Origin of the sequence: Corynebacterium pseudopelargi (assembly GCF_003814005.1) — a bacterium.
Classification (GTDB): Bacteria; Actinomycetota; Actinomycetes; order Mycobacteriales; family Mycobacteriaceae; genus Corynebacterium; species Corynebacterium pseudopelargi.
In genome coordinates this window covers 1175647-1192101 of record NZ_CP033898.1, presented here as the reverse complement: position 1 = coordinate 1192101, position 16455 = coordinate 1175647, and the positions used below count along the sequence as shown (strand labels likewise).

The window sequence follows — 16455 nt, the reverse complement described above, 5'->3', positions numbered from 1 at the left end:
CGTAGGGCAGCGTACTACTAATCTGGTTAAGCGTGAGAGAAGCAACGATTGGCGCCAGCGGTTTAAGAGTATCGAGCCTAGGTCTTGGCACCGAAACCTGGGGCAAGGGCACCGATTGGGATCAGGCCCGTGCGATTGTGCATACCTTTAAGGATGCCGGAGGCACGCTTGTCGACGTCTCCCCTGGCGCCGTTGCTATGGCGTCTAGCTTGCTCGATGCTGAAGACATCATCTCCGTGGCTTCGGGAGTCAACCCCGAAGCACCGATGGGAAGGCGCGTGGACTGTTCGCGCCGCAACCTCATCTCTCAGCTCGACGCAATGTTGCGAGCACTTGGCCGCGACCACATTGACCTTTGGAGCGTGGGCTTCTGGGACCCGCACACCCCAGCCTTTGAGGTAGCCGACACCCTCGAACAGGTGGTGCGCCAGGGCAAGGTGCGATACGCAGGGGTGCGCGGCTACCAGGGATGGCAGCTTGCACTTACCCATCGCCCCTCGGTGGTTGCCGCCATTACTCCCTATCACCTTTTGCACCGCACTCCAGAAACCGATTTGTTTCCCGCCGCTGAGTATTTAGGAGTTGGCATCATCGCTGGTGCTCCCCTAGCCCAGGGGGTATTAAGCGGGCGTTATCAGCGATCATTCCAGGCTAAGGAAAATCCCCAGCGCTACGCCGAGGCCCATGGCTTGCTTACCGGCAGCGAGGCGGTAGTTGAGGCCTTGCGCACCGCAGCCGAGGGCTTGGGCATTTCCATGGCCATTGCTGCAGCAGCGTGGGTGCGCCACCAATCAGGAGTGTCAAGCATCTTGGCCACGCCACGCACCGAAGAACAGTGCGCCGAGCTTATTGCAGCAGAGAACGTCACCTTGCCCCGGGCCATTGCCAAAGCGCTTGACGACGTCACCCTCTAATCCAACTTTCGGCTGGTAGTGTTATCGGCTGTGAAGATCGCTGCAAAGACCCTTGGAATCGCACTGAGCACCATCACGCTGGCTGCCTGCGGCACAAGCGTGAGTGAAGTCGCCGATGACAATCAGGCTCCCGTCGGTAACGCCACCCCCGCCGCCTCTGCTACGCAGAGCAACCCCGATGGCGAGGTGGTTGCGATGAAGGCTATTGAAGATATCGAGCATATTGGCAATACGCTGGCTATCCGCACCCAAGGCAAGCTGCTTCTCGGCGGCATTGAAAACAAGGACTTCCAGCAGGCCCATAGCGTAGATCTTGATAGCTCCTGTGGTGATCTGACCGCAGCAAAAGACGCGTTTATCAGCGCCTGCGGGGATGAAGTAAAAATCATCTCCCCAGAAGGCCAGGTCGATACCAAAAAGCTCGAGCACCCTGCCACCGTGGCGGTACAAACCTCCGATGGCACCTTGATCACCGGCGATGATCAACAAGCAGAGATCTGGATCTACCGCCAAGGCGAGGACCCAAAAAGCGTTGGGGTGGAAAAAACCACCGATCAGATGATCGTGGTGGAAAACGGCGATTCCCCCGATGCGGTGGTGCGCATTAATCGCGAGTACTCCATCATCCAAGATGTGCACTGGCAAGACAATAAGCAAGGCCCCATTTTGCGCGTTGGTTCAGGCGTAGGCCAGATCGCTGCGGGCACCAAGGGCGTATTGCTGGCCAGCGATACCGTCGGAGATCAGCTTGCACTGTATAGCGCAGAAGAGATCATTCGCCTGCACCAGACCATCCCCACTCCCGATAGCCCCTGGGCTGTGGCTTGGGATAAGAAGCATCAACAGGCCTGGACCATTGCTACCGCCGAGAACAAGGTAATGGTGTACTCGCCGCAAAGCGGCACCCTAGAGCTGCAGCGCGAGGCCAATGCTGTAGCCGATGCCACCAGTTTGGTGGTGCTTGATAATGGTGTTGCTGTTGCTGGTTCATCTTCTGGTGCCGGATTGCAAATCCTTTAAATAACCGCCTCCTTTTTGCCACCTCGCTCACGAGAAAGTCTGCATTGCCATGGTTGAATCCCACCCCTTACGCAAAAAAACCTACGGTCTTCTGCTCAAGGGCATGTTCCGTATGTCTCCCGAACAGATCCACGGCATCGTCTCCACGGGAATGGGAGCCGTCCAAAGCGCCTCGCCCTTAAGGGGGCTGCTGCACAAGGTCTTGCCGGTTCGCGATGAGATCCTGAGCCAGGAAGTCTTCGGCGTGCGTTTCGAGCGCCCCCTAGGCCTTGCCGCTGGCTTTGATAAAAACGGCGAAGCCCCAAATGCTTGGGCTGCCATCGGCTTCGGCTATGCAGAACTCGGCACCGTTACGGCTTCTCCCCAACCAGGTAACCCCACGCCCCGGTTATTCCGCCTGCCAAAAGACAAAGCTATTTTGAACCGGATGGGCTTTAACAACGTCGGTGCCGCTGAAGTTGCCGGCAACCTGCGGCGTCGCGCAGCCAGCGATGTGGTGGGCATCAACATTGGCAAAACCAAGGTAGTAGCCCCAGAAGATGCGGTGGCCGATTATCAACGCTCCGCATCACTGCTTGGCAATCTTGCAGACTATGTGGTGGTCAATGTCTCTTCCCCCAACACCCCTGGCCTTAGGGATTTACAGGCCGTGAGTTCTTTGCGCCCGATTTTGCAGGCGGTACAAGAAGCCACGAGCTCTCCCGTGCTAGTAAAAATCGCCCCGGACTTAAGCGATGAAGACGTCGATGCCGTGGCAGATCTTGCCCTCGAGCTGGGATTAGCCGGCATTGTTGCCACCAACACCACGATTAGCCGTGAAGGGCTAGAAACCGATGCTAAAGAAGTTGAGGCTATGGGCGCAGGCGGAATCTCTGGCCCGCCGGTAGCAGAGCGCGCCCTTGAGGTACTTCGCCGCCTCTATGCCCGTGTGGGCGAGGATTTGGTGCTCATTGGTGTAGGTGGCATCAGCACCCCGCAGCAGGCGTGGGAGCGCATTGCTGCAGGGGCAACGCTGCTGCAGGGTTATACCGGCATGATCTACGGTGGCCCGGACTGGATCCGCGATATTCACCTCGGCATCGCAGAGCAACTACGCGCACATGGCCTTGACAATATTGCTCAGGCAGTTGGCAGCGAGTTGCCCTGGATTGACCAGGACTAAGCGCACAGCAACGCCCCCGCTAGTTATCTAAGCGGGGGCGTTGCAGTATTTGGCTGGCAGATCTAGCGAAGCGTGCTGCGGCGGATCACCAGACCGCAGGCGATGGCGGCAAGACCATAGGCGGGAAGCCAGTACTGCTGCCAGATCATCAACGGCTCTTGAGGCAGCAAACGCCCCAAAAACACCAGACCTACGGCTAAGGCAAGGGCGCTTACTTGTGCCCTGGAACCGGGCTGGCGCTTATCGGTGGTAGCGAATGCACCCAAGAACCCGGCAGCGAGCACGATGGCGATAAACGACCAGGTTACGGGAAATGGCACCATCCAGCCCTGCACGAGCACCTGGACCAGCGTGAGCAAAAAGAGGGCCGCGCCTACGGCAACGAAGGCGCCACCGACTCTGAGGGCATTACTCATTCTCGAACCAACCCCAGGTAATTGCGCGTCCCAGGGAATGGAAATAGAGATTGAAGCCCAACACCGTGGGGGTGTTGTCTTCTTCTACCTCAAGCACTTCGGTGTCCACGGCGTGTACCGCGAAAAGGTAGCGGTGCGGGCCATGGCCGGCCGGAGGTTGGGCGCCATAGTAACCCTTCGTGCCGGAATCGCCGGCGAGGGTGAGCACCTGGCTGTACTGAGCAAGCACCTCGGCTGCCTTGCCGTGAGGAAGCTCGCTTACTTCTACCGGAATATTCAACACAGCCCAGTGCCAGAACCCTGCGACAGTGGGTGCATCTGGATCAAAACAGGTGATGGCCAAAGACTTGGTGCCCTCTGGAAGATCAGACCAGCGCAGGTGCGGGTTCTCGTTATGGTCGGCCGTGAGCGATTCTGGGAGCTTGTCTCCATCATTGAAGTCATCGCTGTGCAGCGGGAAGCTCGGCAAATCTTTCAGCGGAGCATAAGGGTCTGGGCCGGGGAATCGTGGATCGTCATAAGAAGTCATAGCCCCTTTTCTACCTGATTATTGTGACGATTACTACCTCCTTGCCCACGCTTTGGCCTGGCTCACCCATGCGTGCAACGTGCACGGCACCCATTCCAAAACCCTGACCATTTTCATGCTTTGAGCAGGCAATTTGTCTAGATCAATCAGGCACCCTATAGTAATGCAGGTGCCCAGCCGAAAGGCTGAAGCTTCACACCCTGCCCGGGTGGCGGAATGGCAGACGCGCTAGCTTGAGGTGCTAGTGTCCTACTAATGGACGTGGGGGTTCAAGTCCCCCCTCGGGCACAACGAAAAACACCGGAGACTGCAAAGGTCTCCGGTGTTTTGCTCTATCTATTCAGCTTCAGGTGCATCAAAGGCTTGCAACACACGCTCAGCGGCCAGCGTTGGCGTGATGTGGGCATCGCGCAGTTGAGATTCCACCAGTTGGCGAACCTCCTGCACCTTCGGTTTAGTGTTCAAACGCTGCAACAGCGTCTCATGCACCATCGACCACATCCACTGCACCTGCTGTTCGCGGCGGTTGTGTTCAAAGCGGCCAGATTCGAGCATCACCTGGTGGTGTTCGAGTACGTGGTTCCAAAACTCATCTACACCCTGATGCTCCACTGCAGACATCGTCATTGTTGGCGGATGCCACAGCTCATCTTCTTGGCGCACCATCCGCATGGCAGCACCCAGCTCCCTTGCTGCGCGCTTGGCGTTTTTTAGGTTCGGGCCATCGGCTTTATTAATGGCCACCAGATCGGCCATCTCAAGCACACCCTTTTTAATGCCTTGCAACTGGTCGCCAGCGCCGGCCAATGCCAGGAAGGTAAAGCAATCCACCATCTGCGATACAGCCACCTCAGACTGGCCCACGCCCACGGTTTCTACCAGGATCACATCAAAGCCAGCGGCCTCGAATACCACCATCGATTCGCGGGTAGCCTTTGCCACACCACCAAGCGTTCCGGCTGAAGGCGAAGGCCGGATAAAGGCATCGTCCTCGCGCGCGAGCTTGGCCATGCGGGTCTTATCGCCCAAAATGGATCCGCGGGTGCGTGTAGAAGAAGGATCCACGGCCAACACCGCCACCTTTTTGCCTTCGCCGATCAGGTGCATACCTAAGGCCTCGATAAAGGTGGACTTCCCCACCCCGGGCACGCCGGTAATGCCTACACGCAGCGCATTGCCGCTAAAGGGCAAGAGCCGCACGAGCAGTTCCTGTGCGAGCACCCTGTGGGCGGCTGCGGTGGATTCCAATAAGGTAATAGCGCGAGACATCAAGGTGCGATTGCCGGCCCGCACGCCCTCGAAGAGCTCGTCCACGTCGATCCTTCTTCGAGCCCGCTTCACCACCTCGGGGGCTACAGCGGTGACTTCGCCTAGATCAGTGCCAGCGGTGGTCATCAAAGAGCCAAGGTGGTGTTCGAGAAATTCATTGGAATCCGACATCGCAATCCTTTCTATATTCCGCTTTCCATTGTGCAACACAGCGGGAGTTTCTGAAATAGGAAATGCGCCCCGTTTTCACGGAGCGCATTTACTTCATGCTGCCTCGTTGTGCCCTAGGCTTGCTCTGGCTCGGGCAGATCAATGCCGAGCTGGGCAGCGAGCTTATTCATCATGTCGATAGCGGAATCGGCAATGACGGATCCGGGCGGGTAGATGGCAACCGCGCCGTCGTCGTAAAGCTCCTGGAAATCGCCGGGAGGAATCACGCCGCCCACAACGATCATGATGTCTTCACGTCCGAGCTTGGCCAGCTCTTCCTTGAGTGCTGGGACCAAGGTGAGGTGACCTGCGGCGAGCGAAGACACACCCACGACGTGCACGTCGGCATCCACGGCCGCCTGAGCAGCTTCTGCCGGGGTCTGGAACAGCGGTCCGACATCCACGTCCATGCCAAGGTCTGCGTAGGCAGAGGCGACCACTTTTTGTCCACGGTCGTGGCCGTCTTGACCCATCTTTGCAATGTAGATGCGGGGGCGGCGACCTTCTTCTTGCTCGAAGGCATCAGCCATAGCGATGGCACGCTCGACGTTGCCCACTTTGCCCTCCTTGCCAACTTCTTCCTTGTACACACCGGAAAGGGTGCGAATCTCAGCCTCGTGGCGGCCGAAGACCTTTTCCAGAGCATCGGAAATCTCGCCCACGGTGGCCTTTGCGCGAGCAGCGTCCACCGAAAGCTTGAGCAGGTTCTGCTCGAGATCGCCGGGCTCTTTATTCTCGTTGCGAGCAGCCTCGGTCAGTGCATTCAATGCCTTTTGCACGGCATCTTCGTCACGCTCAGCGCGCAGCTTTTCCAGCTTGGCAATCTGTTCGGCACGCACCTTGGTGTTTTCAACCTTGAGCACTTCAATCTCTTGGTCTTCTTCCACCACGTACTTATTCACACCGATCAAAGCCTGGCGGCCGGAATCGATACGAGCCTGGGTGCGTGCGGCGGACTCTTCAATGCGCAGCTTCGGAATGCCTTCGATGGTGGCCTGAGCCATACCACCGGCTTCCTCCACCTCTTCGATGTGCTTGCGGGCACGCTCTGCGAGCTGCTCGGTAAGCCACTCGATGTAGTAGGAACCAGCCCAGGGATCAACCGGGCGAACAGTGCCGGATTCCTGCTGCAGGAGCAACTGGGTGTTACGGGCAATGCGTGCCGAGAAGTCGGTGGGCAGCGCCAGTGCCTCGTCGAGTGCGTTGGTGTGCAGCGACTGGGTGTGGCCCTGGGTAGCAGCCATTGCTTCGATGGCGGTACGGGGAACGTTGTTGTAGACGTCCTGAGCCGTCAGCGACCAACCGGAGGTTTGAGAGTGGGTACGAAGCGATTGAGACTTCGGGTTCTTCGGATCGAACTTCGCCACCAACTCGCTCCACAGGAGGCGACCAGCACGCAGCTTGGCAATTTCCATGAAGGTATTCATGGAAATACCCCAGAAGAAGGACAAACGCGGTGCGAACTTATCCACATCGAGTCCAACTTCCTTACCAGCACGGATGTACTCGATGCCGTCGGCAAGCGTATAGGCAAGCTCAAGGTCGGCGGTAGCACCGGCTTCCTGGATGTGGTAGCCGGAGATGGAAATGGAGTTAAAGCGCGGCATCTTCATCGAGGTGTACTCGAAGATATTGGAGATGATGCGCATCGAAGGCTTCGGCGGATAGATATAGGTGTTGCGCACCATGAACTCTTTGAGGATGTCGTTCTGGATGGTGCCCGCCAACTGCTCTGGAGCAACACCCTGCTCCTCGGCGGCAACGATATACAGCGCCAGAATGGGCAACACCGCACCATTCATGGTCATCGACACCGACACAGCACCAAGGTCAATGCCCTCGAAAAGCTGACGCATATCCAAGATGGAGTCGATGGCCACACCGGCCATACCCACATCGCCTACCACGCGCTCATTATCCGAGTCATAACCACGGTGGGTTGCCAGGTCGAAGGCCACCGAAAGGCCCTTCTGGCCGGCAGCCAAGTTGCGACGGTAGAAGGCGTTGGACTCTGCAGCCGTGGAAAAGCCCGCGTACTGGCGAATGGTCCAGGGCTGGTTGGTGTACATGGTTGGGTATGGTCCGCGCATAAATGGCGGCATGCCCGGGAAGGAGTCGAGCTGCTCGGCGTCTACGGTGTCGTCGCGGTCATCGCGGGTAAACACGCGTGGCACATCGATGCCTTCGGGTGTGGTCCATACCTGCTCGCGCAGCGCCTGGGCATCGCCAGCATCCTGCGATTCAGCGGAAGCCGAGTAGTCTGCAAAATTCGGAATCTTGGTCATGATGTCTTAGGCTCCCAACTTCTCGAGCAGCTCGGCAAGGGTTGCGGCTGCGTCGATCTTGAGGTTCAAGTAATCGTCTGGCTCGAAGCCGTGGCCGGGTGCGCCTGCCAGCAACACCGTTTCAACGCCTTGTTCGCGCAATGCCTCCAAAGCGGCTGCGCCATTGGCGTCGTATTCAGCATCGGTGCCACAGATCACGGCAATCGGTGCGGACTTTGCGGCTTCATTAAAGGCATCGGTGCCTGGGGTGAGCTCGCCTGGGTTCAAGGCCTCAATACCGCCGGTTCCCAGCAGGTTGACCACAAAGCCGGTGCGCACATTGTGCTTGGCCAGCGGACCAAGCGGGATCAGCACTGCGCGCGGGCGATGGCCTTTGACTTCCATGAAGGCATCGGAGCGGTTGCGTAGCGCCTCGAACTCAGCAGCCCAACGGCGAACGTGCTTCGGCTCCACGCGAAGATCAGCAGGAAGCGGTGCCTCTGCGAGGTTCGGGAACTCATTGATGGCGGTGAGCTTCTTTACTCGGTGGGCAATGTCGTTGCGCACGGCCTCATGAGACGCATCGAGCAGCTCACGAACCTTGCCAGCCTCAACGGTCTTTTGCAAACCGCCCTCAGCCTCAATCTCCTGGAAGATGGCCCAGGCCTTTTCGGCCATTTCAGAGGTGAGTTGCTCAACGTAGTAAGCGCCACCGGCAGGATCGATCACGTGGCCGAGGTGGGATTCTTCGAGCAGCAGCAGGTTGGTGTTGCGTGCAATGCGGTGCGCGAAGGTGCGAGACACCTTAGGCAGGCCACCGGTGATGGCCCAGTCGAACACGAGCACCTCTACGTCACTTGCTCCACCAACACCGGCAGCAAAAGCTGAGACGGTAGAACGCAGCATGTTTACCCAAGGATCGCGCTGGCTAAACATCACAGGCGCAGTCAGAGCGTGCTGTGGGGCCGAGCCGTGCTCGGGCGCATCGAGGATCTCTGCCACACGAGCCCACAGCGCACGGGCGGCGCGCAGCTTAGCAATCTGAGCAAATTGATCATCGGTGACGGCGAAGCGGAAGGAAAGCTGATCCAATGCCTCTTCAACGCTCAAACCGGCATCGTTGAGCGCACGCAGGTATTCCACACCTGCTGCAAGCGCAAGGCCGATCTCTTGGGCGTCGGTGGCTCCTTGGTTAGAAAAGGACACGGCATCAACCAAGATGGCGCGCACATTCTCGAATTCCTTGGCCTTGGTTGCCAATGCAACGGCAGTATCTAGATCCACAGACGCGGAGCCATCAACGGCAGAAGTTAGCGGCGATGCACCGAATTCAAGCAGCTTTGGCGCACCAGATTGGCCCTTGGCAAGTTCCAGAAGTGCCTCGGCCTGCTGCTCGGTGTGCTTGCCGGCGTTCAGGCGAACTGGGGCGTGCTCAAACAGGACGTCTTTCAGCAGTGAGGAAAGCTCGCAGTTGCCGTAGGCAACGATATTGGTGGTGCCGTTGTTCAGCGCGCTGAGCACCTGTTCATTGGTGGCATTGGCGCCGAATGCTTCGGTAACGCCCCAGCCCACGCCTTCTTCCGTGCCTACTCGTTGGCCACCGCGGGTAAATGGGAAGGTGCCTGGAAGGGTCTGTTCTTCCAATTCCTGGCCGCGGTTGTAGAGCGGATTAACCTCAATGCCGTCGTAGGTGGTTTTTGCCAGCTTGCGCCAGACGTCCAGCGGGACGTCGGCAATGTCTTTCTTTTGTACGCGTGCAAAGACCTTGGCAACGGCTTGGTACCAAGCCTGCTCCTTGGCCTCAAATTCTTCGGTTCGGGCGAATCGTGTTTCAGTCACGAGTAAGACCCACTCCCCTCACATAATGTTCGGCCGCTCCGAACGAGGCTTGCCTCTGGTGCGACACCGTGATGCTATTGAGTACGTTTTGCTGTTATGTGACGCAAGACGCAGAATCCGCGGGGAATTCGTGCATCTCACAACATGGCTACAGTCTAGACGCCCGACCACAGAACTTCCCGCATATTTGCCGACTCTTTTAGCTAGCCGTCTAAGGTGAATTGGCGTGAGCAGTTTCTTTCGGCGAGTTCTTGGCACCGCCCGTGATGGATTAAACACTTTTTCCGTGTGGCCTCGCTGGCGTCAAGCTGCTGCGATCATCGCGGTGATTGCCTTGTGCGTCATCGTCGCCTTCGTCGATGCCCCGAGCCTTGCCACGCTCCAGCAATGGGCAACGTCTACCGGCGCCTGGTTTCCGGCCTTGTTTTTCCTGCTCTACGTCCTAATCACCCAGTTTCCCATCCCCCGAACGGTAATGACGCTTTCTGCCGGCGTGCTCTTTGGCCCAAAGCTCGGCATTGCCCTGGCTCTAGCTGCCACCACCTGCTCGGCGGCATTGTCGCTGCTATTGGTGCGAAGCCTGTTTGGCCCGGTGGTGATCCCCTTGCTTCGCCACCCACAACTAGACAAAATCAATGCCCGTCTCGAGCAGCGCGGCTGGTTAGCGGTGACCTCACTGCGCATGATCGCCGCAGTGCCGTTTTCCATTCTGAACTACGCGGCTGCCTTTAGCGCCGTGGGTGTGGTTGCATTCAGCCTTGCCACCTTGATCGGCTCGATGCCCGGGACGGTCATTACCGTCATCCTTGGCGATTCTTTAATTAGCAGCGCCAACCCAGTAGCACTGCTTGCGGTAGTCATGCTTGCAGCCCTAGGCGTGCTGGGCATCTTGCTGGATACCCGCATGCCAGTCAAGGCTGAACCATAGACTTTTGCTAGGCTTGGGGCATGAATGAGCTCGGTATCTACGCCCGCTATCGTGGCCGCGAGCGTCGTCGCGCTGAGTTGGTGCGCCGTTCGGCCCAGGCGCTTTCCACCCTCGAAGGCGCAGGAACCTTCCAGGTGCACCAGGTAGAAGATATTGCTGCCTCACCTAGTACGGCTTCAGGGCTTGTCGACGCCACCATGGCGCTGCTTGCTGCTGGCGATTGGGCCATCGGCGCCGCCTGTGGCATAGAGGCTGAATATAAGGCGCAACGAGCACTTGGTGCTCGCCCAAGAGCAGGGCATGTGTACATCGACGCCGGGGGTTTTTCATCCGATATCCAAGCGACCTTTGCGCTGCTGCAATTTCTACTATCAAAAAGAACCAGCGAAGGCCGTGAGGCTACTTCACTGGTTCGATCAGGTTTGACTCAAATTGAGGCCGCAGCCTCGCTCGGTATTTCTAAGCAAGCCATGAGCCAACGCCTCCAAGCCGCTGGCTGGCAGGCGGAGCAATCAGGCTATGGGCTCGCAGTGAGCTTGTGGCAACGAGCCTTGCGCCAATAGCGCCTATTCAGCGTCGTTGGCTTCCAACTCGCTGCTTGCTTGAGCCGAAGTACCTGGCGCCGCTTCGAGGTTGCGCGGCGCCTGCGGCTGTTCTACTTCTGGCTGCTTTGGGCGTTCTTGAAGCGGCTCATCATCTACCGGCTTATTCGCCACAGCGTTTGCAGCCGCAACCGCCGCTGCAATTTCCGGGTTGGATTGGGTATTAAACCAATCTTCATGGTCGTCCGCAGAGGCAATATCCTCGCTGCGCTTATCCACCTCTACTGGCTCATAGCGGAACACGCCGGCTTCATCGCGCTGGGCAAATTTCTTGGCAAAATCTTCAAGCGCATCGCCAAATTGCGAAGGGATCATCCACATTGTGGAGGCCTCTCCTTGGGCAAGCTCCGGGAGCTTTTCTAGGTACTGATAGGCCAGCACCTCTGGAGTAACCTGCGCAGACTTGATCGCAGCATTGACCTTCTGAATGGCCTTGGCCTCACCTTGGGCCTCTAGGTAACGCGCGGCGCGCTCACCTTCGGCACGCAAAATGGTGGCTTCACGCTCGGCTTCAGCAGCCAAAATTGCGGCATGCTTTTCACCCTCAGCGGCAAGGATCTTTGCTTGCTTTTCGCCCTCGGCGGTGCGGATATCGGATTCCCTGCGGCCTTCGGCAGTAAGAATCATCGCGCGCTTTTCGCGATCGGCCTTCATCTGCATCTCCATCGACTGCTGGATCGATGGTGGCGGATCAATGGCCTTGAGCTCGACTCGGCTAATTCTCAAGCCCCACTTGGTGGTGGCAGCATCCAGCTCGCCCCTTAAGCGACGGTTAATCACCTCGCGAGAGGTCAGCGTTTCTTCCAAGGTCATGCCACCGACAACATCGCGCAGCGTAGCCACGGAGATCTGCTCCACACCCACGATGTAGTTATCAACGCCATAAATGGCACGGGCGGGCTCATTGATTTGGAAGGTCACCACCGTATCAATCGCCACGGTGAGGTTGTCTTGGGTGATAACTGCCTGAGGAGGAAACGACACCACGCGTTCGCGGGTATCCACCTTGGCACGAACACGGTCGATAAAGGGCACGAGCAGGCTAATGCCGCCGGAAATGGTGCGCGTATAGCGCCCGAGCCTTTCCACGATCGCCGCCTCACCCTGGGGGATCACCACGATGGTCTTGACCAAAATCAGCACCACCAGGGCTATGAGAACGGCTATAAAGATTAAACCTTCCATTGACTAAATCCCTTTCCACACCACAGCCGTGGTGCCTTCAATATCAACAACATTGACCACTTCCCCCACGCCGAAGTGTTCGTCTGCGTGTAAGGTGCGCGCAGACCAAATACCGCCATCGAAGCGGATCTGGCCGCCGGTAGCATCTACTGGCTCAAGCACTTCGGCTGCTTGCCCTAAAGCGGCGCGCGGGGAGGTATCCAGTGCAGGCGCTTGTTGCAGTCTGCGGCGAGCCACAGGCTTGACCACCGCCAAGAGCGCGATGGAAACAATGGCAAAAACGATGACTTCGAGGTACATCGGTGCATCAAATAGCCCCACCCCGCTGGCAGCCAGAGCGCCGCCTGCGAGCATGAGAAAAGTGAGCTCACCGGCAAACATCTCTAGGCCGGCGAGCACTAATGCAATGACAAACCAAATAAGTGCTCCCACAGGTGCCAGGATACGCATAGGGGTATCACTGCGGTAGGGCAGCCTAATGCTTCGCCCTTAGAGCAGGTCTTGCTTGCTCAACTCCGGGTTGCATACAAAATCAACCAGGCGCTCTACTGCTCCGATGAGGGAGGCATCGACGTCGCGGAATGTCTCTACTGCGCGGTAGACCCGTCGCCAGCCTTCCTTGGGATCAGACCAGCCCACCCGGCGGCAAACGCCCTGCTTCCAATCTTCGCCATAGGGCACCTCAGGCCACGCAGAAAGCCCGAGCTTTTGGGGTTTGACCGCGGCCCAGATATCGATATAAGGATGGCCGGTGACCAGCACATTGGGGCCAACCGCCTCGGTCAAGCGGCTTTCTTTGGAGCCTTCAATGAGGTGATCGGCAAGCACACCCACCCTCCGCTGGGCAGTGGGCTGGAATTCTTCAAGGCGCTGCTGGAGATTATCAAGGCCTTCGAGGTACTCGACTACCACCCCTTCAACGCGAAGATCATGCCCCCAAATCTTTTCCACGATCGCAGCATCGTGCACGCCTTCAACCCAAATGCGAGAAGGCAGGGCCACCTTTGCCTCTAGTTGTTCAACTCTGCGCGAACCAGAATTGGATCGTTGCGGCTGCGCCTTTGGAACATAGCGGGTTAATGAGACACGCTGGCCGTCGATAAGAAAGGCCCCCGGGCGCATCTTAAACAGGCGCTCTTGGCCATAACGATCTTCAAGGCGAACGAAGTCCCCGTCATAGGTTCTTTCGAAAGCGATCACTGCTCCAACGAAGCCGTCGGCAAGCACTTCAACAACCAGATCCGGGGTAGCAGGAACTTCTGGGAAGGTGGGCGCCTGCTTCCGTCGATGCCCGCCAAGGATGTCGCCACTGTATCGGTCGTCAAAGCTCATAGCCGCCTACTTTATCGGCTAGGATGACTCGCCTATGCACTCGCCATACTATGTCTACTCCCCTGCCCAAAATATCGCCTTGTGGGTGCAGCAGTGGGTCTGCGGCAGGTTGCCTTTAGACGAAGCCATCGATGCCCTAGCCGAACTTGGTGGCCCGCACCGCTTAGAAGATGGCAGCGAAATTGCCTATGTGCTCCGGGAATTTCGTGCGCACTGCACGCCTTCTTCGCGCTATCCCTGGCTGAGCCTGGTGCTACCAGGACCAGGCCAGGCGTTGCTTGCACACCTCGATGCACCGGCGGCCTTGGTGCTTCGCCACGATCCGGCAGGCAGCGCAACCCTAGCTATTCCCAATAACCATCGCGGTGCAACGCAGTGGGAGTTTTCTGATTCAGAGGTGCCGATGCACCTGCAGTCTTTTCTTATGCCCGGTGATGCAGATACCCAATTGCGTCTCGCCATTGATCGCGCAGCCAATGCAATTGCCGCCCACGGAATGGCCTTAGATGGGGTGCAGCAGCCGAGGCTACGGGTAGGCACGCTCAGGGATTTTTATGAAACCCCGGGTCTGCCGCCGGAGATCCCAGAACGTGCAGCCAAGCTCATTGCACGAGCCGACTATGCTTCAGCAATTCTAGAGACGGTGCTCAGTGGCATCGGTGAACACCGCTTTGACCCGGAATTGCTCAGCATTGGCAACGCCATTCGCGATGCCCGCATGGCCGCGGTGGCGTATTGCGCCATTGAGCTTGGCCGCGAGTATGCCTAATTAGCCTTGCTGGCACCGCCTCATGCCAGTGGGATTGCTTGGGGCAACGGGTGTGGGGATTGGACAGAACGGATGCAGATGCTTTCCTGGTTACTAGATCTTGCTGCCTTGCGACGAGGTGAGCGCACAACAAGGGCCTAGGAATTTAGGAGTCAGAAACCTGTTTCATGGTCCACTTAAAATCTGGTTCTGAAGAAACCTCTAGGCCTTCAGGGTATCCCCCATATAGGACGTACATTTTTTCTATTTCCTCACCAGCATCGGTGAAAAATTTTGAAGGAAACAGTACGGAAAAGCCGTCGTACCCGGAAGAGTTTCTCTTCGCCCACTCGATAACTTCGGAGACATCTTCTGCGTCGAAAATCCTGCACCTATCGTCAATCGAAAATGTTTCCTCTGATTGAAGGGTCCAGAAGAATACGCAGTAAACCGGGTTACGTAACTCGCCAGAAGAATCATCATCGGGCGTCGCTATAACGCCTTCGATCGTTCTAACTACCTCCATTTACTACCCTTTTCTCGATTTGAATATCTGCTGACCTAGTGGCTGGGTGTTTCCAAGCTCTTTCTGAATAGGCAGCTCAGGAGTGTTGAAATGCTCCGAGTTTGCCAGCTTTTTAAACACGCTTTTTGGCCATTCGCAAAACCCTATTTGTTGGATGCTGAGCACCGATGCACCGATGCACCGGTGCATCTAGGAATGCTTGTGGCTATTGGCTGAGCCGTGCTGTATTAGGCCGGGCGCTTTGGGCTTTGGCAACAGCCCACTTCGCAGGCAGCACCATTGAGGGTGCAGCCCTTTGAGGCCACATTGCCTAAGTGCTTCGGCGCATCCACGCCAATAGACTCGGCAATCAGATCCACCACCATGGCGGCAAAGCTGTCGGTATGGCCAATGGTATCGGCGCGCACTACCTCTAATCCGAGGGGTGTTACGGCATCTTGGAGCTCGTGGTCTAGATCCCACACCACTTCCATGTGGTCTGAGATAAACCCGATGGCCGAGACGACCATTTTCTCAACACCCTGCTCGCGCAATGCGGTGGCGTGATCGACAATGTCTGGCTCCAGCCAAGGGATCCTCCCATTACCTGAAGCGGATTGCCATACCACGTCGTAGTCTTCGAAGCCGAGGCGTTGAGCAACCAGACGGGCTGCCTCGTTGATTTGCTGCGAATATAGAGCACCGTCTGCTTGGGTGCCGGAGTGTTCATTGGCTACCACCGGGATGGAATGCGCCGTAAAGACAAGCCTTACGCCTTGATTTTTGGCTTCCTCTGGTGTCAGCCCCCAGTGCTGGAAGGCTTTTTCCACCACTTCGACTTCTTCATCAATGAAGGTAGGGTGATCAAAAAACTGCCGCAGCTTCAGAAATTCAATGGGCTCCACACCCACGGACTCAAGATGCTCACGCATTGCCTGGATATCTTCACCGTATTGCCTACACCCTGAGTAACCGCCCCAGGCAGAGGTGGCGAATACTGCGGCCTTTTTCACTCCGTCCTGCGCCATCTGTTCGGCAGCATCGTTGGCAAAAGGTTTCCAGTTGCGGTTGCCAAAATAGACCGGCAAATCGATGTCGCGGCGTTGAAGCTCCGCTTCGACATTGGCGATGATCTCACGGTTGAGGTCATTCAACGGGCTTTTGCCATCGAAGTGGTAGTAGTGCTCGCCTACCTCGTCCAGGCGCTCAGGCGGAATGCCGCGGCCGCGGGTGACATTTTCAAGGAAGGGACGTACTTCATCTACGCCCTCTGGGCCGCCGAAGGAAAGCACCAGCAGTGCATCGATATCCTCAAAAGAGCTAAATTGTGCCTGCGAAATCGCGTCCGGTTGCTGCATGTTCAATAGGGTAACACCGACACTTAGAACACCAACATCGCTGGTATCTACCAGGTTGCCCGCCAGTTTGGCAGCCTATTTTCCTGCAGCCTTGGCGGCTAAGTGGCTACCGTCGTTCCACCTTGAAGCCATAGACTGAGAAAAGGAAAGCAACAGGCGGGCAGTGCGCATCAA

Annotated in this window: 16 protein-coding genes and 1 tRNA gene; 7 read left to right on the top strand and 10 right to left on the bottom strand. The window is 57.4% G+C overall.

Going from position 1 to position 16455, the window contains the following annotated elements; all coding sequences use genetic code 11:
• Positions 1–32: 32 nt before the first annotated feature.
• The 3 genes from CPPEL_RS05625 to CPPEL_RS05615 are packed head-to-tail and all read left to right on the top strand — an operon-like array spanning position 33 to position 3096.
• Positions 33–914 carry an aldo/keto reductase gene (locus tag CPPEL_RS05625; protein WP_123960214.1) on the top strand — a complete coding sequence of 294 codons (882 nt, stop codon included), beginning with the start codon at positions 33–35 and terminating at the stop codon, positions 912–914.
• 30 nt (positions 915–944) lie between these two features.
• Positions 945–1934 carry a hypothetical protein gene (locus CPPEL_RS05620; protein ID WP_123960213.1) on the top strand — a complete coding sequence of 330 codons (990 nt, stop codon included), beginning with the start codon at positions 945–947 and terminating at the stop codon, positions 1932–1934.
• Between the two features lie 49 nt (positions 1935–1983).
• A complete protein-coding gene (locus CPPEL_RS05615; protein WP_123960212.1) occupies positions 1984–3096 on the top strand; it encodes a quinone-dependent dihydroorotate dehydrogenase in 1113 nt (370 codons plus the stop codon).
• A 62-nt stretch (positions 3097–3158) separates the two neighbouring features.
• On the opposite strand, the gene CPPEL_RS05610 is transcribed toward CPPEL_RS05615, so the two are convergent.
• A complete protein-coding gene (locus CPPEL_RS05610; protein ID WP_123960211.1) occupies positions 3159–3512 on the bottom strand; it encodes a hypothetical protein in 354 nt (117 codons plus the stop codon).
• Positions 3505–4041: a YbhB/YbcL family Raf kinase inhibitor-like protein gene (locus CPPEL_RS05605; RefSeq protein WP_123960210.1), complete on the bottom strand. Its 537-nt coding sequence runs from the start codon at positions 4039–4041 to the stop codon at positions 3505–3507. Before CPPEL_RS05605 ends, CPPEL_RS05610 begins: the two co-directional genes overlap by 8 nt.
• A gap of 202 nt (positions 4042–4243) precedes the next feature.
• Here CPPEL_RS05605 and CPPEL_RS05600 point away from each other — a divergent pair.
• Positions 4244–4329, top strand: a tRNA-Leu gene (locus tag CPPEL_RS05600).
• Between the two features lie 48 nt (positions 4330–4377).
• On the opposite strand, the gene meaB is transcribed toward CPPEL_RS05600, so the two are convergent.
• From meaB to CPPEL_RS05585, 3 genes are all read right to left on the bottom strand, one after another.
• The gene (gene meaB, locus CPPEL_RS05595) at positions 4378–5481 is read right to left on the bottom strand and encodes a methylmalonyl Co-A mutase-associated GTPase MeaB (RefSeq protein WP_123960209.1); all 1104 of its coding nucleotides are present in this window, start codon (positions 5479–5481) and stop codon (positions 4378–4380) included.
• A gap of 113 nt (positions 5482–5594) precedes the next feature.
• The gene (gene scpA / locus CPPEL_RS05590) at positions 5595–7805 is read right to left on the bottom strand and encodes a methylmalonyl-CoA mutase (RefSeq protein ID WP_123960208.1); all 2211 of its coding nucleotides are present in this window, start codon (positions 7803–7805) and stop codon (positions 5595–5597) included.
• 6 nt (positions 7806–7811) lie between these two features.
• The gene (locus CPPEL_RS05585) at positions 7812–9623 is read right to left on the bottom strand and encodes a methylmalonyl-CoA mutase family protein (RefSeq protein WP_123960207.1); all 1812 of its coding nucleotides are present in this window, start codon (positions 9621–9623) and stop codon (positions 7812–7814) included.
• A gap of 226 nt (positions 9624–9849) precedes the next feature.
• On the opposite strand from CPPEL_RS05585, the gene CPPEL_RS05580 reads away from it, so the two are divergent.
• Positions 9850–10551 carry a TVP38/TMEM64 family protein gene (locus CPPEL_RS05580; RefSeq protein ID WP_123960206.1) on the top strand — a complete coding sequence of 234 codons (702 nt, stop codon included), beginning with the start codon at positions 9850–9852 and terminating at the stop codon, positions 10549–10551.
• 20 nt (positions 10552–10571) lie between these two features.
• Positions 10572–11114: a MarR family transcriptional regulator gene (locus tag CPPEL_RS05575; RefSeq protein ID WP_123960205.1), complete on the top strand. Its 543-nt coding sequence runs from the start codon at positions 10572–10574 to the stop codon at positions 11112–11114.
• A gap of 3 nt (positions 11115–11117) precedes the next feature.
• Here the strand turns inward: CPPEL_RS05575 and CPPEL_RS05570 are convergent, their stop codons facing one another.
• Genes CPPEL_RS05570 through CPPEL_RS05560 form a run of 3 tightly spaced genes read right to left on the bottom strand, consistent with a single transcriptional unit; the run spans position 11118 to position 13670 of the window.
• Positions 11118–12338, bottom strand: coding sequence for an SPFH domain-containing protein (locus CPPEL_RS05570; protein WP_123960204.1), 1221 nt, complete (start codon positions 12336–12338; stop codon positions 11118–11120).
• Positions 12339–12341: 3 nt separating this feature from the next.
• Complete coding sequence (locus CPPEL_RS05565) at positions 12342–12770, bottom strand: NfeD family protein (protein ID WP_123960203.1); 429 nt, start codon at positions 12768–12770, stop codon at positions 12342–12344.
• Between the two features lie 57 nt (positions 12771–12827).
• Complete coding sequence (locus CPPEL_RS05560; protein ID WP_123960202.1) at positions 12828–13670, bottom strand: DUF3097 domain-containing protein; 843 nt, start codon at positions 13668–13670, stop codon at positions 12828–12830.
• A 34-nt stretch (positions 13671–13704) separates the two neighbouring features.
• Between CPPEL_RS05560 and CPPEL_RS05555 the strand changes: the two genes are divergently transcribed.
• Positions 13705–14439: a hypothetical protein gene (locus CPPEL_RS05555; protein ID WP_123960201.1), complete on the top strand. Its 735-nt coding sequence runs from the start codon at positions 13705–13707 to the stop codon at positions 14437–14439.
• Between the two features lie 145 nt (positions 14440–14584).
• Here the strand turns inward: CPPEL_RS05555 and CPPEL_RS05550 are convergent, their stop codons facing one another.
• A complete protein-coding gene (locus tag CPPEL_RS05550; RefSeq protein WP_123960200.1) occupies positions 14585–14944 on the bottom strand; it encodes a hypothetical protein in 360 nt (119 codons plus the stop codon).
• A gap of 227 nt (positions 14945–15171) precedes the next feature.
• Complete coding sequence (locus CPPEL_RS05545; protein ID WP_123960199.1) at positions 15172–16281, bottom strand: ferrochelatase; 1110 nt, start codon at positions 16279–16281, stop codon at positions 15172–15174.
• Positions 16282–16455 lie beyond the last annotated feature (174 nt).

What these genes read in the sequence shown, in the direction of transcription:
- CPPEL_RS05570 (WP_123960204.1), bottom strand. Translation starts at nt 12,338, where the DNA reads ATGGAAGGTTTAATCTTTATAGCCGTTCTCATAGCCCTGGTGGTGCTG.
- CPPEL_RS05605 (WP_123960210.1), bottom strand. Translation starts at nt 4,041, where the DNA reads ATGACTTCTTATGACGATCCACGATTCCCCGGCCCAGACCCTTATGCT.
- meaB (WP_123960209.1), bottom strand. Translation starts at nt 5,481, where the DNA reads ATGTCGGATTCCAATGAATTTCTCGAACACCACCTTGGCTCTTTGATG.
- CPPEL_RS05550 (WP_123960200.1), bottom strand. Translation starts at nt 14,944, where the DNA reads ATGGAGGTAGTTAGAACGATCGAAGGCGTTATAGCGACGCCCGATGAT.
- CPPEL_RS05610 (WP_123960211.1), bottom strand. Translation starts at nt 3,512, where the DNA reads ATGAGTAATGCCCTCAGAGTCGGTGGCGCCTTCGTTGCCGTAGGCGCG.
- CPPEL_RS05555 (WP_123960201.1), top strand. Translation starts at nt 13,705, where the DNA reads ATGCACTCGCCATACTATGTCTACTCCCCTGCCCAAAATATCGCCTTG.
- scpA (WP_123960208.1), bottom strand. Translation starts at nt 7,805, where the DNA reads ATGACCAAGATTCCGAATTTTGCAGACTACTCGGCTTCCGCTGAATCG.
- CPPEL_RS05560 (WP_123960202.1), bottom strand. Translation starts at nt 13,670, where the DNA reads ATGAGCTTTGACGACCGATACAGTGGCGACATCCTTGGCGGGCATCGA.
- CPPEL_RS05575 (WP_123960205.1), top strand. Translation starts at nt 10,572, where the DNA reads ATGAATGAGCTCGGTATCTACGCCCGCTATCGTGGCCGCGAGCGTCGT.
- CPPEL_RS05545 (WP_123960199.1), bottom strand. Translation starts at nt 16,281, where the DNA reads ATGCAGCAACCGGACGCGATTTCGCAGGCACAATTTAGCTCTTTTGAG.
- CPPEL_RS05615 (WP_123960212.1), top strand. Translation starts at nt 1,984, where the DNA reads ATGGTTGAATCCCACCCCTTACGCAAAAAAACCTACGGTCTTCTGCTC.